Origin of the sequence: Roseisolibacter sp. H3M3-2 (assembly GCF_029211165.1) — a bacterium.
GTDB lineage: Bacteria > Gemmatimonadota > Gemmatimonadetes > Gemmatimonadales > Gemmatimonadaceae > Roseisolibacter.
On the sequence record NZ_JARGEK010000010.1, the window covers coordinates 19,018 to 34,372 of the forward strand.

Annotated in this window: 16 protein-coding genes; 5 read left to right on the forward strand and 11 right to left on the reverse strand. The window is 76.5% G+C overall.

Annotation, left to right across the window (positions count from 1 at the left end):
- Positions 1–27 precede the first annotated feature (27 nt).
- Together rocD and rocF are read right to left on the reverse strand one after the other, a co-directional pair.
- Entirely contained in the window at positions 28–1,245 is a 1,218-nt protein-coding gene (gene rocD, locus PYV61_RS02050; RefSeq protein WP_275827790.1) for an ornithine--oxo-acid transaminase, read from the reverse strand.
- 67 nt (positions 1,246–1,312) lie between these two features.
- Positions 1,313–2,278 (reverse strand): arginase, encoded by a 966-nt coding sequence (gene rocF, locus PYV61_RS02055; RefSeq protein WP_275827792.1) that lies wholly within the window; start codon positions 2,276–2,278, stop codon positions 1,313–1,315.
- Between the two features lie 137 nt (positions 2,279–2,415).
- Between rocF and PYV61_RS02060 the strand changes: the two genes are divergently transcribed.
- Entirely contained in the window at positions 2,416–2,838 is a 423-nt protein-coding gene (locus tag PYV61_RS02060; protein WP_275827794.1) for an Lrp/AsnC family transcriptional regulator, read from the forward strand.
- 10 nt (positions 2,839–2,848) lie between these two features.
- On the opposite strand, the gene PYV61_RS02065 is transcribed toward PYV61_RS02060, so the two are convergent.
- The 5 genes from PYV61_RS02065 to PYV61_RS02085 all read right to left on the reverse strand — a co-directional run bounded on the left by PYV61_RS02065 (position 2,849) and on the right by PYV61_RS02085 (position 8,505).
- Positions 2,849–3,418, reverse strand: coding sequence for a Uma2 family endonuclease (locus PYV61_RS02065; RefSeq protein ID WP_275827796.1), 570 nt, complete (start codon positions 3,416–3,418; stop codon positions 2,849–2,851).
- An 8-nt stretch (positions 3,419–3,426) separates the two neighbouring features.
- On the reverse strand, positions 3,427–4,977 hold the full coding sequence (locus tag PYV61_RS02070) for a hypothetical protein (RefSeq protein WP_275827798.1): 1,551 nt from the start codon (positions 4,975–4,977) through the stop codon (positions 3,427–3,429).
- A gap of 88 nt (positions 4,978–5,065) precedes the next feature.
- A complete protein-coding gene (locus PYV61_RS02075) occupies positions 5,066–6,598 on the reverse strand; it encodes a M28 family peptidase (protein ID WP_275827800.1) in 1,533 nt (510 codons plus the stop codon).
- Between the two features lie 165 nt (positions 6,599–6,763).
- On the reverse strand, positions 6,764–7,624 hold the full coding sequence (locus PYV61_RS02080; protein WP_275827801.1) for an oxidoreductase: 861 nt from the start codon (positions 7,622–7,624) through the stop codon (positions 6,764–6,766).
- Positions 7,621–8,505, reverse strand: a complete 885-nt coding sequence (locus PYV61_RS02085; RefSeq protein ID WP_275827803.1) for an HAD family hydrolase — start codon at positions 8,503–8,505, stop codon at positions 7,621–7,623. Before PYV61_RS02085 ends, PYV61_RS02080 begins: the two co-directional genes overlap by 4 nt.
- 103 nt (positions 8,506–8,608) lie before the next feature.
- Between PYV61_RS02085 and PYV61_RS02090 the strand changes: the two genes are divergently transcribed.
- Complete coding sequence (locus PYV61_RS02090; RefSeq protein ID WP_275827805.1) at positions 8,609–9,334, forward strand: 3-ketoacyl-ACP reductase; 726 nt, start codon at positions 8,609–8,611, stop codon at positions 9,332–9,334.
- Positions 9,335–9,346: 12 nt separating this feature from the next.
- Here PYV61_RS02090 and PYV61_RS02095 read toward each other — a convergent pair whose 3' ends face one another.
- The 4 genes from PYV61_RS02095 to PYV61_RS02110 are packed head-to-tail and all read right to left on the reverse strand — an operon-like array spanning position 9,347 to position 13,298.
- Positions 9,347–9,799 (reverse strand): hypothetical protein, encoded by a 453-nt coding sequence (locus PYV61_RS02095; protein WP_275827807.1) that lies wholly within the window; start codon positions 9,797–9,799, stop codon positions 9,347–9,349.
- Positions 9,796–11,019: a metallophosphoesterase gene (locus tag PYV61_RS02100; RefSeq protein WP_275827810.1), complete on the reverse strand. Its 1,224-nt coding sequence runs from the start codon at positions 11,017–11,019 to the stop codon at positions 9,796–9,798. Before PYV61_RS02100 ends, PYV61_RS02095 begins: the two co-directional genes overlap by 4 nt.
- Positions 11,009–12,331, reverse strand: coding sequence for a protein kinase (locus PYV61_RS02105; protein WP_275827812.1), 1,323 nt, complete (start codon positions 12,329–12,331; stop codon positions 11,009–11,011). Before PYV61_RS02105 ends, PYV61_RS02100 begins: the two co-directional genes overlap by 11 nt.
- Positions 12,332–12,350: 19 nt before the next feature.
- Positions 12,351–13,298, reverse strand: a complete 948-nt coding sequence (locus tag PYV61_RS02110; protein WP_275827814.1) for a vWA domain-containing protein — start codon at positions 13,296–13,298, stop codon at positions 12,351–12,353.
- Between the two features lie 122 nt (positions 13,299–13,420).
- Between PYV61_RS02110 and PYV61_RS02115 the strand changes: the two genes are divergently transcribed.
- The 3 genes from PYV61_RS02115 to PYV61_RS02125 all read left to right on the forward strand — a co-directional run.
- Positions 13,421–14,041, forward strand: a complete 621-nt coding sequence (locus PYV61_RS02115; protein WP_275827816.1) for a nitroreductase family protein — start codon at positions 13,421–13,423, stop codon at positions 14,039–14,041.
- 61 nt (positions 14,042–14,102) lie between these two features.
- A complete protein-coding gene (locus PYV61_RS02120) occupies positions 14,103–14,600 on the forward strand; it encodes a Rieske (2Fe-2S) protein (protein WP_275827818.1) in 498 nt (165 codons plus the stop codon).
- A 79-nt stretch (positions 14,601–14,679) separates the two neighbouring features.
- On the forward strand, positions 14,680–15,355 hold a 676-nt coding region (locus PYV61_RS02125; protein ID WP_275827820.1), incomplete at its 3' end, for an Ig-like domain-containing protein.

Below are 15,355 nucleotides of genomic sequence, written 5' to 3' on the forward strand. Positions count from 1 at the left end.
GTGCGCCGGGTCACGGCCCGGGCGACCTCAGCCGGCGAACACCGCCGCGAACTGCTCCGCCGCCCACGCCAGGTCGTCGCGCCCGACCACGAGAGGCGGCGCCAGGCGGATGACCGTGTCGTGCGTCTCCTTGCACAGGACCCCGCGCGCCTGCAGCGCCTCGCAGTAGAGGCGCGCCGGCACGCGCAGCTGCATCCCGATCAGCAGCCCGCGCCCGCGCACCTCGACCACGTCCGGGTGCGCGATCCCGCGCAGCGCGCGCAGCAGCCACGCCCCCAACTCCGCCGACCGCTCGGCCAGGCGCTCGTCGCGCAGCACGCCCAGCGCCGCGCGCGCCACCGCGCACCCCAGCGGGTTGCCGCCGAAGGTGCTGCCGTGCGACCCCGGGCCGAACACGTCGAGCACGTCGCGCCGCGCGACCACCGCCGACACCGGGTAGAAGCCCCCCGACAGCGCCTTGCCGAGGACGTACGCGTCGGGGCGGACCCCCTCGTGGTCGCAGGCGAACGTCCGCCCCGTGCGCCCGAGCCCCGTCTGGATCTCGTCGGCGATCATCAGGACGTTCCGCTCCGTGCACAGCGCGCGCAGCCCGCGCAGGAAGCCGTCGGGCGGCAGCAGGATCCCCGCCTCCGCCTGGATCGGCTCGAACAGCACGGCGCAGGTGCGCGGCCCCATCGCGTCGCGCACCGCGTCGAGGTCCCCGAACGGCAGCACGCGGAACCCGGGCGCGAACGGGCCGAAGCCGTCGCGGTACGCCGCCTCGGTCGAGAAGCCGACGATGGTGGTGGTACGCCCGTGGAAGTTGTTGGCGAAGACGAGGATCTCCGCCTCGCCGTCCGGGATCCCCTTCACCCGGTGCCCCCACCGCCGCGCCGCCTTGATCGCCGTCTCCACCGCCTCGGCGCCGGTGTTCATCGGCAGCACGACGTCGAGCCCGCACAGCGCGGCCAGCTCGGCGCAGAACGCCGGCAGCTGGTCGTTGCGGAACGCGCGCGAGGTGAGCGTCACGCGCGACGCCTGCTCCACCAGCGCGGCGAGGATGCGCGGGTGCCGGTGCCCCTGGTTCAGCGCCGAGTACGCGCTCAGGCAGTCCAGGTAGCGCCGCCCCTCCACGTCCCACACCCACGCCCCCTCCGCGCGCTCGATCACGAGGTCGAGCGGGTGGTAGTTGTGGGCGCCGTGGGCGTCCTCCAGCGCGATCAACGAGTCCGTGGTCGCGCTGCCGTCGAGCGTCGTGGTGGCCATGATCACCGTGGGGCTGCGGGCTGCGGGCTGCGGATTCGGAAACCGCAGCCCGCAGTCCGCAGCATCGTCAGAGGATTCTCCGCCCGAACGCGGACGCCAGCAGGTCGACCGCCAGCTCCGCGGTGTGGTTGTGCCGGTCGAGGATCGGGTTGATCTCGACCAGGTCCATCGAGAGCATCGCGTGCGCGTCGGCGACGATCTCCATCGCCAGGTGCGCCTCGCGCAGCGTCGCGCCTCCGCGCACCGGGGTGCCGACGCCCGGCGCCTCCGACGGGTCGACCCAGTCGGCGTCGCACGAGACGTGGATCCCGCCCGTGCCGCGCATCGTGATCTCGATCGCGTCGGTCATCACCGCGCGCAGCCCGCGCTCGTCGATGTCGCGCATCGTGAAGGCCCGGATCCCGAGCTCGCGGATCAGCGCGCGCTCCGGCGGGTCGACGTCGCGCAGCCCGACGTACACGACGTGCTCGGGGCGCACCGCCGGCCCCGGCGCCGCCAGCCCGGACAGCCGCGGGTCGCCCAGGCCGAGCAGGTGCGCGACCGGCATCCCGTGCACGTTCCCCGACCCGCTCGAGTCGGGGGTGTGGATGTCCGAGTGCGCGTCGAGCCAGAGCAGCCCCAGCGCCTCGCCGCGCTCGGCGAGCGCCGTGGCCACGCCGGCCACCGAGCCCGCGCCGAGCGAGTGGTCGCCGCCCAGCACCAGCGGCGTCGCGCCGTTGCGCAGCGCGCCGGCGGTGAACGTCGCCAGCTCGGCGCACACCTCGGCGATCGCCGGGAGGAAGGCGCGCCCGCCGGCCGTGCCGGTGAACGACGTGCGGTCGGGGACGCGCACGTTGCCGTGGTCCTCGACCGCGTGCCCGAGCTGCGCCAGCCGCTCGGCGACCCCGGCCAGCCGCATCGCCGACGGGCCCATGTCCACCCCGCGGCGGCTGGCCCCGAGGTCCATCGGGACGCCGACGATGTGGACGTCGCGGACGCCGCGGCGCGTCTGGTGCGCGGGGAGGGAGCGGGGGTCGTCGAGCAGCGTGGCCATGGTCGCGAGAGAGGAGGGTCCGGCCCGGACCGGGGCATGATGCCGGCCACCGCTGTCAGCAACAAGCGAGAAGGCCGCGCGATCTGCGCGGCCTTTCTAGCGTTTCGCCAGCACCCGCTGACATATTGCCAGGCACGATGGACGACGTCGACCTCCGCCTCGTCGCGCTGCTCCGCGAGAACGCGCGGGCCACCGTGGCCAGCCTCGCCAAGCAGCTCCGGGTCTCGCGCGGCACGGTGCAGAACCGCATCGACCGCCTGGTCGCGCGCGGCGTCCTGCTCGGCTTCACCGTGCGGACGACCCCCGACGCCGAGCCGACCCGGGTGCGCGCGGTCATGATGATCGGCGTCGAGGGGGAGCGGGCGCGCGACATCCTGAAGACGCTACGCGGCTTCCCCGAGATCCGGGCGCTCCACACCACCAACGGGCGGTGGGACATCGTCGCCGAGCTGGCGACGGACGGGCTCGAGCAGTTCGACGAGGCGCTGCGGCGGATCCGCGAGATCCGCGGCATCTCCAGCTCCGAGACCAGCCTGCTGCTCTCGTCGCACAAGCTCTGACGGCGGGCCCTCAGCGCTCGCCGTGCGCCTCCGCGAACAGCGGCGCGAGCGCGAGCGCCAGCGGCTCGCCCGCGCCGGCCGGGTGCCACCGCAGCTCCTCGCGCAGCACCTCGGGCGCCGCCGCGCCCGGCAGCCACCGCTCCACCACGCGCGAGTCGAGGTCGACGATCCAGCACTCGGCGCCCGCGCGCTGGTAGCGGTCGCGCTTCACGCCGCGGTCGTAGCGCGCGGTGGACGGCGAGGGCACCTCGACCACGAGCAGCGGGTCGGCCGAATCCTCCGGCCCCGATGGCACGCGCCCGTCGACCAGCGGCAGGACGAACAGGTCCGGCTGCACGAGCGTGTACGGGTCGAACTCGACCTCGCCCGGTCCCATCAGCAGGTCGCCGACGCGGTGGGCGGCGACGTAGTCGTGCAGGAGGACGATGAGCGCGCGGACCGCGCGCTGGTGCGCCCACTTCGGGCCGGGGCTCACGATCAGCTCCCCGTCCACGCACTCGAACCGCTTCCCCGGCTCGTCGGGAAGCGCGCGCACCTCGTCCGCCGTCCACCGGCGCGGCTGCACTGCGGGCATGGACATGTTGTGGGCTACGGCCCGCCCCCCGCCCGCGAGACGCGCACCGCCGCGATCGCCTCGCGCAGCTTCGCCACCTGCTCCGCGCGCTCGGGGTCGCGCGCCGCGATCTCCAGCAGCTCGCCCGCGCGCGCCATCTCGCCCAGCCGCGCGTGCATGCTCGCCGCGTTGTACGCCGACGCGTGGTAGCTCCGGCGCTGCTCCGCGCTGTCGGCCGCCAGCCGCGCGATGCGCGCCGCCGCGCGCTGCGGGTTCGCCGCCGCCTGCGCCGCCAGCCGCGCGATCCGCTCCCGCGCCTGCGCCACCTTCCGGTCGAAGCACCCCATCGCCTGCGCGAAGTGCTCGGCCGACGGGCGCCACTGCGACTTCCGCGTCAGCACGCGCGCGAGGTACGACATCGCGGTGCAGTTGCCCGCGCCGCTCGGCCCCGCCAGCGCGTCGCGCAGGTCGGTCTCGGCGACGCCCAGGTCGCCCTGGTCGTGCTCGATCACGCCGGCCAGCGTCAGCACGTTGTCGGCGCGGCTGCGCGCCTTGGCCGTGTCGGCGTCCCCGCGCGCCTCGGCCAGGCGCTGCAGGCGCAGGCGGCTCAGCGCGCGCCAGTAGTACCCGTCGCCCGAGTTGATCGCGCGCAGCGCGATCAGGCGCGTCGCCGACGCCTCGGCCGCCGTGTCGCGGTGCAGCGCCGACAGGCACACGGTGCGCTGCAGCCACGCGCGCTCGTGCCCCGGCTGCGCCGCCACCGCGGCGTCGTAGCGCGCGATCGCGGCGTCGCAGTCGCCGCTCACCTGCTCCAGCCACCCGTTCGCGAAGTTGATCCCGGGCGCGTCGGGGAAGCGCGCGCGCGCCGAGTCGAAGCGCGCGCGCGCCACGCCCCCGCCGTCGTCGGCCGCGTCCGCGCTCGCCGCGCCGGCGCGGTAGTACCACGCCTCGGCGAGCCCCGGCACCTCGTCCTGCAGCGCCGCCAGCGCGACCGTGTCGACGCGCGTGCAGAAGGCGGCGCGGTAGCGCACCACCGGCGGCCCGCCGGGGAGCGGGCGGTCCTTCGGCCACCGCCCGGTGGTGCAGTCCACCGCGAGGCGCAGGTAGTCGCGCACCGCCGGCGCCCACCCGGTCCCCGCGAGCCACGCCAGCTCGCCGTCGAGCTTCGGCAGCATCGTCACCGTGCGCCGCCGCTGCTCGCCGAGCGCGCGCAGCGGGGTGCCGTCGGGGTCGGGCATGACCACCGCGGCGAGCGCCAGCAGCCGCGCGCGGTCGAGCGCGCACGCGCGCCGCGGCGCGGAGGCGCGCGCGCGGGCCATCGACGAGTCGGCGCCGAGCGCCTGCTCCTTCTCGCGCAGCGCGATCAGCACGTCGGTCTCGAACAGCCGCTGCGCGACCGCGGCGCCGCGCCTCCCCGCGGCGGCCCGCGCGTACGTCGCGCGCGCCTGCGTCAGGCAGTCGAGGCACCCGCGCAGCACCAGCGTGTCGGCGGCCGCCAGCGCGCGGGCCTCGTCGCGCGCGAGGCGCCGCGAGGCGCACCCGCCCGCGAGCAGGGTGAGGAGGAGGAGCGCGAACGCGCGTCGCATGTGGCCCCCGCGGAAACGTCGACGCGCCGCCACCGGACGGGTGACGGCGCGTCATACTATGCACTTAGTACGTGAGCCGCGCAAGGCGTCACGGCGCGGCCAGCGGCTCCTTCAGGAGGTTGCGGCGCGACAGCAGGAGCACCGCGTGCGCGGTGGCGTCCGTCATCTGGTCGAGCCCGGACGGCGAGACGTTGGCGAAGGTGTCGCAGGCCAGGCGGTAGCAGGGGTCGAACGCGATGCCGGCCGTGCCCCCGAACAGCGCGGCCTGCTCGGCGGTCTTCGGCTCGATCGTGCCGGCGTACAGGCCGCCCGCCGGGATCCCCGCCAGCGCGAACGGGGTGAGCACGCTCCCGCCGAAGCTCCCCGTGGGCGGCGACAGCGTCCGGCTCGCGAGCCCCGCCTGCCCGAAGTACTCGGTCAGCAGGTCGCGGATCGCCGCCGAGCCGGCCGGCGCGGTCGTCGCGTCGAGCACGAACCGCCCGAAGTTCGGCGAGCCGAGGACCTCGGAGCCCACGACGGCGGCGATGCGCGCCCGGTCGGACGGCGCGAGCGCGTTCAGGTAGTGCGTGGTGCCGAGGTTCCCCTCGGCGTAGCCGGAGAAGAAGACGAAGCGCACGCGGTTGGTCGACGTCCGGTCCTGCCCGGCGTACGCCTCGGCGATGGCCAGCGCCGCCGCCGCGCCGCTCGTCGCGTTGATGGCCGGCCCGCGCGCGTCGCCGTCGACCGCCGACGCGACGACGATCACGCGCGCCGGGTCGCCGCCCGGCGCCTCGGCGATGACGTTGCGCCCCGTGCGCGTCTCGCTGCTGACGAAGTCGACGCGCAGCCGCGCCACCACGCCGGTGGGCCCGTTCGTGACCGGAAGGGCGAACGACTGGCCGAGCGCGAACGTCGCGCCCACCACGGGGATCGTGACGCCCGGCGCCGGGCCGAGCGTGCCGGTGACCACGCCCAGGCGGTCCGGCGTGTTCCCCTCGTTGAAGATGATCACGCCGGCGGCGCCGGCCGCCTGCGCGTTCTGCGCCATGAGCGCGAAGGTGCAGCCGTTCCGCTGGAGCAACGCGATCGCGCCGGGCGGGAAGCCCGCGAAGTCGCCCGCCGCGCAGCCGATCATCGACGGGTCGATCGGCGGCGTGAAGTCGAGCTGCACGGCGTACACCGGCGCGGTGACGTCGCCGCTGCCCGAGCCGGTCATGGTGGCGAAGTCCACGCCGGGCGCGTAGGTCGCGGCGGGCGGCGAGATCCGCTGCAGCACCGGCGGCGTCCGGTCGCCCGTGAACGTGAAGCTGAACGACTGGTACGACGGCGCGTACCCCGCCGCGGCGAGGCGCGCGTGGACGTACGCCTCGCTGGCGTCGCCCCCCGCGGTCCCGGCGACGCGCGTCCCGCCGTTCGCGTCGGCGATCGCCTGCAGCGCCGCCTGGTGCGCGCGCACGCGGTCGACGGTGACCGCGCGGCGGAAGCCGAGCGTCTGGGCATAGTCGGCGGTCGCGTTGGCCGAAGGCGCGTCGCGCGGCGCGAGCGCGGGGGTGGTCGGCGCGTCGGCGCACGCCGCGGCCACGACGAACGGGGCCGCCCACGCCAGCGGGCGGCGGGGGCGGGACGATGGAGCGTGCGGCAACGGCACCTCCTGGGCTGTGGGCCCCGGGAGCGAGGCCCGGACACCGGCAGCAGCACCCGCGCGGTCGCGCGGCGCGCCACTATCGGGCATCCGGGAAGCGCCGTCAATCCGTGTGGCGTCCGCGCCCCAGGGATGACGAGGCCGACAGCCGCGGCGCGCGCCGCGTCAGGTCGGGAAGTCCGCCCCCTCCGTCGTCTCCCGCCAGGCGTCGAAGTTCGACTGGAGCAGGTCGAGCTTCCACCGCGCGCCGCGCAGCGCCGCCTTGCCGAGCAGCAGGTGCAGCGGCGGCTCCGGCGCCTCCACCGCGGCGATGATCGCCGCCGCCGCGCGCGCCGGGTCCCCCGGCTGCTTCCCGCTCGCGTTGCGGATGTTGCGGCGGTTCGCGCCCGCGGTCTCGGCGTAGTCCGGGATCTCCACCGGCGCCTCGTTGGCCGAGCGCCCCGCCCAGTCGGTGCGGAAGCCGCTCGGCTCCACCACCGTGACCTTGATGCCGAGCGGCGCGACCTCGAGCGACAGCGCCTCGGAGAGCCCGACGACCGCGAACTTGGTGGCGTTGTACCAGCCGACCGCGGGGAACGCGCGGATCCCGCCGATCGACGCGATGTTCACCACGTGCCCGCTGCGCCGCCGCCGCATCCCCGGCAGCACCGCCGTCGTCATGCGCCCGAGCGCGAACACGTTGATCTCGAACATCCGCCGCACCTCGGCCTCCTCGCTCTCCTCGATCGCGCCGAAGTAGCCGATGCCGGCGTTGTTCACGAGGACGTCGATGCGCCCGAAGCGCTCCTCGGCGGCGCGCACCGCGTCCGACACCTGCACGGCGTCGGTGACGTCGAGGCGCAGCGCCAGCGCGCGGTCCTCGTGCCCGCGCACGAGGTCCTGCACGGACTCCGGGTTCCGCGCCGTGACGACGCAGCGCAGCCCGCGCTCCAGCACCGCGCGCGCGAGCTCGCGCCCGAAGCCGGTCGAGCAGCCGGTGATGAACCAGACCGGCGCGTCGCCGGCGTCGTGCTGCGGTGCGGTCATGCGTGCGTCTCCCCCGGCGTGACGGTCTCCATCGCGAGGGCCAGCGCGTCGGCGAGCCCCCCCTCCTCCACGTGCCCCACCACCTGCTGCGCCTCCTCCAGCGCCTCCGGCTCGCCGTTGGCCGGCGCGAGCGCCCACCCGCCGGCCTCGCGCACCGCGCGCATGGCGCGCGCGTCGTTGCCGCCGTCGCCGACGAACATCACCGCCGACAGCGGCACGCCGTACGCCTCGGCCACCGCGCGCACGCCGGTGACCTTGTCGATCGCCGGGTCGACGACGCTCACGAACGTCGTCTCGGGCATCATCGGCGACCCCGAGGGGACGAGGCGCCCGTTCGGCGGCGGGTCGGCGAGCACCGCCGGCAGCTCGTCGTGCGCGACCATCCACTGCCCGCGCACGACGCGTTCCGCGGCCGCGAACGCCTCCGGCCCGCGCGCGTCGTGCGGCGCGCCGATCAGCTCCGCGTGCCGCGCCGCGCGCCCCGCGTACGGGTCGGCGGGCCCCTGCACCGCGGCGTACGACGCGTCGGCGTACAGCTCGAGGGTGCGGCCGGTGGCGCGCGCCTGCGCCAGCAGCGCGCGCACGGTCTCCGGCGAGAGCCCCGCCGAGCGCGTCGCGCCGCCGTCGAGGCGCGAGACGCTGGCGCCGTTCTGGAAGACGTGCCACCCGGCCGGGTCGAGCCGCTCGGCGAGCGCGCGCGTGACGCCGAAGCCCGGGCGCCCGGTGCAGGTCGCGACGTGCACGCCGGCCGCGTGCAGCGGCGCCAGCGCGGCCCAGACGCGCGGGTGGACCGTCCCGTCCGCGCCGACCAGCGTGCCGTCGACGTCGATGAAGATGAGGCGGACCGCGCCGGCGGGCCCGCCGTTGGTGTGCGGCGTCATGCGCGGCATGCTAGCGGGTCCCGCGGCCCTCCGGGACCGGCGCCGGGCGCGGATCTCGCGGTGCCCGCGCCCGCACGTCACCCACACGCCCGGAGGGGATCGCATGCTCGAGGCACGCACGGCGCTCGTGACCGGCGCCGGAAAGGGGATCGGCCGCGCCGTGGCCGCCGCGCTCGTGCGCGAGGGGGCGCGCGTCGGGCTCGTCGCGCGCACGCGCGCCGACCTGGACCGGGTCGCCGAGGAGCTCGCCGGCTTCTCGGGCGACGACGCGTCGCGCATCGCGGTCGCCGCCGCCGACGTCGGCCAGCGCGACCAGGTGGAGCGCGCCGTCGCCGAGCTGCGCAAGCGCCTCGGCCCGATCGACGTGCTGGTGAACAACGCCGGCATCGCGAAGTTCGGCGCCATCCTCGACATGCCGCCCGAGGACTGGGAGGCGATGCAGCGCGTCAACGTGCTGGGCACCTACTACGTGACGCGGGCCGTGCTCCCCGACATGATCGCCGCCCGCCGCGGCGACGTGATCAACGTCGCCTCGACCGCCGGCGAGAAGGGGGTCGCCAACACGTCGTCGTACGCGGCGTCCAAGGCGGCCGTGCTGCGCTTCACCGAGTCGCTGGCCGCCGAGGTGCGCAGGCACGACGTGCGCGTCACGGCGCTGCTCCCGAGCACCGTCAACACCGAGCTGGCGTCGGCGGTCGGGCTCACGATCGGGCCGGAGGAGCGCATGATGCAGACCGACGACGTCGCCCAGCTGGTGGTGGCGATGCTGCGCCTCCCGCCGCGCGTGTTCGTGCGCGACGTCTCGCTGCTGACGACGAACCCCGTCTGACGCGGCGCGCCGTCAGCCCCAGAGCAGCCACGCGAAGGCGGCGCCCGCCAGCACGAGCAGCACGAGCGCGAGCAGGAGCAGCCGCCCCAGGCACCCCGCCACCGACGGGAGGCCGACGCGCACCACCGGGATCGGCGGACGCTCGGGGAGCCGCCACCCGCCGAGCGGCGGCTCGGGGCGCGCGTCCTCGATGACCACCGGCCGGTGAGGGCGCCACGACGGCGGCGCCTCGCGCACCGGCTCGGGGACGGGTGCGGGCGGCGGCACGGGGGGCGGCGCGGGGCGGCGCGCCGGGCCCGCGTCCAGCGTCGCGCCGCAGGCGGGACACGGCGGCGCGTCCAGCCACCGCCCCGGCGCGTGGTTCGCGCAGAAGAGCCGCACGTCCGCGTCGTGGCACGTGTCGCAGACGCCGGCCGCGTCCTGCGTCGATCCGCAGGTCGGGCAGCGCCGCACGAGCGCGCTCACGCGCCTCCCTCCGCGGCGCCCTCGGTATCGTCCTCGGGGGGCGGCTCGGGGTACAGCGCGCGGACCGCGTCCGCGGGGACGTGCAGCCGGTGCACCTGCGGCAGCGCGCCACGCACCCAGCGCGCGACCGTCGGCACGCGCGCGTACGGCCCGAACGCCTCGCGCGGCAGCCGCCGCGACAGCGCGACGGTCGTGAGCACGGGGTGCGGCGTGCCGGCGCGGTAGACCGCCCAGCGCTCCTCGACGTGGTCGTGCCCGCGCACCATGTGCGTGACGGGGCGCCCGAGCCGCGCCGCCAGCGCGCAGAAGTCGGCGAAGTCCTCGTGCCCCCACTGGCTGCCACGCGAGGCGCGGTTGGGGAGCTTGCGCCGCGCCTTCGGGTGCGCACGCGTCCACACGAAGTCCGCCAGCGCGCGCGGGTCGTTGAAGTCGCCGCCGGCCTCCAGCTCCGCGTGCAGGTCGACGAGCGGGAAGCCGCCGTGCGCCACCAGCAGCCCGTCCGGGAGGAACAGCGCCCGCGGCGCGCGCTCGGCGAGCCGGATCGCCAGCCGCGCCGCGCGGCGCGCCGTCGCGTCCTCGGGGTGCGCGTCCAGCCACTCGGCGAAGTCGGACGGCGACACGCTGGCGGCGAAGCGCTCGCCGGTCCAGCGCAGCGCCTCGTCGTGGTTCCCCGCCACCAGGCAGACGCGCCCCGGACGCTCGGCGACCAGCTCGAACACGCGCAGCAGCACCTCGACGGGGTGGCCGCCGTCGTCCCACAGGTCGCCGAGCAGGACGAGCCGCGCCGACGCGTCGTCGCCGACCAGCGCCAGCGCCGCCTCCAGCGCCAGCAGGTCGCCGTGCAGGTCGCCGACGAACCAGAGCGGCGCGTCGTCGAGCGCGCGCACGTGCACCGCGCGGTCGTCCGGCGACGCGCGGTCGGCGTCGAACAGCAGCCCTCCCGCGTCGAGCGTCGCCTCGCACGCGCCGAGCGCGGCATCCGCGCGGGCGCGCACGGCGGCGTCGGCGGCGGCGCGCCGCAGCGCGTCCCAGTCGAGCGTCTCGACCTCGACGACCGGCGGCACGTCGACGATCGGGGGCGCCGGCGGGGCCGGCGGCGGGTCCGCGGGGCGCGACGGCGGCGGGCCGCCCAGCACGTGCGCGCGCACCGGCTCGGGCGGCGTCACGTCGGTGGTGCGCGCCAGCGGCTCCGGCGGCGGGGGCGGCGGGTCAGAGCGCACGGACCGTCAGCGGCAGCTTGGCGATCCCCTTCGCCTGACGCCCCACGGCCAGCACGTCGCCGTCGCGCAGCGCGCGCGGCGCGGCCAGCGCCTCGCCGTTGAGCAGCGTCTCGTTCGTCGTGCCGGGGAGCGGGGCCACCTGCCACCGCCCGTCGGCGAGTCGCTCCAGCACCATCTGCCGCGGGTCCCAGAACTCGGCGTCGTCGCCGAACTGCCGCGCCAGGTGCTTGCCGAGCTCCGTGCGCACCCCGATCGGCAGCGCGCGCCCGCCGGCGCCGACGAGTTGCACGCGGTCGGACACGAGGGGCGCTCCGGGCTGCGGACTGCGGGGTGCGGATTCCTTCGGCGTGGCCGTCGACGGCTCCACCCGCGGCCCGCCGACCGCAGCCCCGGCCGCAGCACGGCCGGACAGCACCGCGCGCAGCTCGGCGGCCGTGGGGCGCGCCGCCGGGTCGGGCGACAGGCAGCGGTGCAGCGCCGCCGACACCGCCGCGTTGTCCGCCGGCGACGGCATCACCCCGGCCAGCACCGGCGGCGTCGCGGCGTGCGCGCGCACCAGCGCCGCGTACTCCGCCTGGTCGTCGCGCCAGTACGGGTGCACGCCGGCCAGCAGCTCGTACAGCAGCAGCCCGCAGGTGAACACGTCCGACGCCGTCCCCGGCACCCCGCCCCTCGTCATGTGCTCGGGCGAGCGGTAGTTGTCGGACCCCACGTACCCCTGGTGCCCGTGCCACGGCGCGCGCCGGTCGGCCAGCACCGAGAAGTCCATGTCGATCAGCTTGAGCTGGTAGCCGGCGCCGATCGACGGGTCGCGGATCAGGTAGACGTTGGGCGGCTTCAGGTCGGCGTGCACGACGCGCGACTCGTGCAGCGCCGCGATCGCCGCCATCAGCACCTTGGCCCACGTCACGTGGCGCGCCCACGTCTCCGGCTCCAGCAGCGGCGAGCGCCCGTCGCGCTCGTGCGCCGCGCGCTCCTCGTCGAACAGCTGCTGCAGGTCGCCGCCGTGCTCGACGAACTCGTACGCCTGGAAGTACGTGCGCCCGCCCCACGTCTCCTCGAACGCGTCGACCAGGCGCACCGCGTACCCCGCCGCCTTGCCGCCGCGCACCCGCGCCGCCAGCTCCTGCTGGTAGTCCACGAACGCCCCGTACCACACCACCGTGGGCGCCGGCGACTTGTACTGCTTGAGGAAGACGCGCCGCCCGTCGGCCGACTCGGCGGCGTACGAGATCGCCATCGCCCCGGGGCCGAATACCTTCGTCACGCGGTAGCCGCGCAGCGCGTCGCCGACCTTCAGCTTCTTGGCCATCGGTCCCCGGGCGCGCGGCTCAGAGCGCGATCGTCTCGGCCGACTTCGACACGCTCGCCGCCAGCTGCTTGAGCGTCGTGCGGAAGTTGGCCGCGTCGGCGGTGTAGCGCTGCAGCGCCTCCTGCGGCGACAGCCCCTCGTACTCGACGACCTCCCACTCCGACTTGTCGATCTGGCTCAGCCGGTCGTAGCTCTCGAAGTTCGGCGCGAAGAGGCTGAGGATGATGCGGTTCGCCATGACCACGTTGGCGACGTCCTGGAGGCTCCCCCCCTTCGCCGCGGGGATCTGCAGCGTCTCCTTGAACGACGCGTCGGTGAACACGACCACCACGCGCGCGGCCTCGCTGCGGTAGCGCCACCGCGCCGGGTCCTCGCTCTGCGCGCCCTTCGGCGTCGCCTCCATCGTCGCGATCGTGTACAGCGCGTCGAGCAGCGACTCGGGCTCGTCGCCGCCCCCCTGCGCGCGCAGCGTCCCGAGCTGCGCCTTGAGCGCCACCGCGTCGCGCACGAACGGGTGGTCCTCGATCCACGGCAGCCCCTCGGCCGCCGCGTGCTCGATGTCGCGGTAGCCGACGACCTTCCCGCGCCAGTCCTTCACCGGCGCGGCGTTGTTCGCGTCGCCCCGGCTCAGCGAGTCGACGAACACCTCGATGTTCTTCCGCAGCGCGTCGATGATCGGCGCCATGCTCCCGGTGACGTCCACCAGGAAGACGATGTCGGCCACCCCCTTGGTGCGCGGGCGCGGCGCCGGGGCGGGCGCGGACGCGGCGCCCTGCACCGCGCCGGTGCTCGCGTCGCCCGGCACGGCGCTCCCCGCCGGCGCGGGCTCGATCAGCGTGGCGCCGCCGACCTGCACCTCGGCCGGTGGGGGCGGCGGCGGCGAGCCGGCCGCCACGGCGGGCGGGACGTCGGCGGCGTGCGAGTCGGGCGTCACGCCCTCGGACTCGGGGGTGGGCGAGGTCTGCATCGGAACGGCTCCGGAGGTGACGGGGACCGCCGGCACCTGCACGAGCGACGCCAGCGCCGGCGCCCGGGAACCTATCTCAGTAGTGAGGGTTTTATTCCCCGAACCCTGGGATGCCACGAGACATGTCCTACGAGACCACCGCCCTGCTCGACGTGAAGGAAGCCGCCGCCCGCCGCCGCTCGATCCGCGACTTCGCGCCGGACGCGATCCCCGAGGGCGACCTCGACGCCATCCTCGACGTCGTGCGCCTCGCCCCCTCCGCGTTCAACGTGCAGCCGTGGCGCTTCGTCGTCGTGCGCGACCCCGGGCTCAAGGCCGGGCTCGCCGAGGCGGCGTTCAACCAGCGGCAGGTCCGGTCGGCCCCGGCCGTGCTCGTCCTCTACACGGACATGCGCGACGCCCTCGCGACCGTCGAGGAGACGGTCCACCCCGGGATGCCCGCCGAGAAGGCCGCCGCCGCCGCCGCGCACGTCCGCAACCTCTTCGGCCGGCAGTCGCCGGAGCAGCAGGAGACCTGGGCCGCCGGCCAGGGCTACATCGCCCTCGGCTACCTCCTCCTGGCCGCGGAGGCGCACGGCTACCAGACCTCGCCGATGACCGGCTTCGAGCCGGCCAGGGTCCGGACGCTGCTCGGCCTCCCGGAGCACGTGCAGATCCCCGCGCTGGTGGCGATCGGCCGCGGCGCCGAGGAGGGGTTCGCGCACCACCGACACCCGCTGGGGCGGATCGTCCGGGCGGCGTGACCGGGGGTGGGGTGGGGCGTCGGGGGAGTGTCTTCACGGGCACTCCCCCTTCGCGTTCGCCATGCGCCCCCTGCCGACCCTCCCCGACGCGTCCGTGTCGCGCCGCGACTTCGTCGCCGCGACCACCTGCTCCCTCGTGGCGGCCGCGCTGGCGGCGTGCGGCGGCGGGGGCGACGGCGGCCCGACCGACCCCGGCGGCCCGGCGATCCCGGCCGACGGCGGGGCGACGATCGCCGGCGGCGTGCTCACGGTGCAGCTCGCCCGCTTCGCCGCGCTGACCCAGGCCAACGGCTTCCAGGTGTTCGGCACGGTGGGCGGGCAGCGCGCCGACGTGGTGGTGATCAACACCGCCGCCGGCTACCGCGCGTTCTCGAGCATCTGCACCCACGAGCAGTGCACCGTCGGCACCTTCACCGGGTCGCGCATCGTCTGCCCCTGCCACGGGTCGCAGTACGACACCAGCGGCGCGGTGGTGGTCGGCCCGGCCACGCGGGCGCTGGCGCAGTACGCGGTGAGCCTGAACGCGGCGGCCGGCACGCTGACGGTGACGAAGGGCTGAGCCGCCGCCCGCCCGGGCGGCCCCGTGGCATGCGCCTCGCCCTTCCGGGGCGGGCGCAGGCGGCGGCCGGAGGGCGACCATGCGGGGCTGGCGACACACGAGCGACGGCGCGCGCGCGGCGGGCGCCGCGGCGCTCCTGACGCTGCTCGCCGCGTGCGGCGGCGGCGGGGGCGCCGGCCCCACCGGCTCGCCGAGCGAGACCGGCACCGCGGTCGCCCCGGCGGCCATCGGCGTGGCGTCGGGCGGCGGCCAGACGGGCGACCCGGGGAGCACCCTCGCCGCCCCGGTGGTGGTGCGCGTGACCAGCGCGCGCGGGCAGGCGGTGGCCGGCGCCCCGGTGGCGTTCGCGGTCACCGGGGGGAGCGCCACCGTGACCTCGGCCTCCGCCGTCACCGACGCCGAGGGGCGCGCGCAGACGTCGGTGGTGCTCGGCGCGGTCGCCGGCGCCGTGGCCGTGACGGCGACGGTGCCCGGCACCGCGCTCGCCGCGACCGTCGCCGCCACCGTCGCCGCCACGGCCACCGCCTGCGACCCGTCGACCGCGCGCGTGCTGGCGCCGGGCGAGGTCGTGGCGCCCGCGGGCACCGCGCTGTGCGTGGCGGGGAGCGCGACGGGGGGCGAGTTCGCGCTCGTCCCGTTCAACGCCGCCACGGCGGCCCGCACGCGCTCGGCGTTCGTCGTGCGCGCCACCGGCGTCGAGACGGTCGCGGACCCGCGCCTGCGCCCCTCGGCGGCGCGGCTCGACGGGCGGCGCG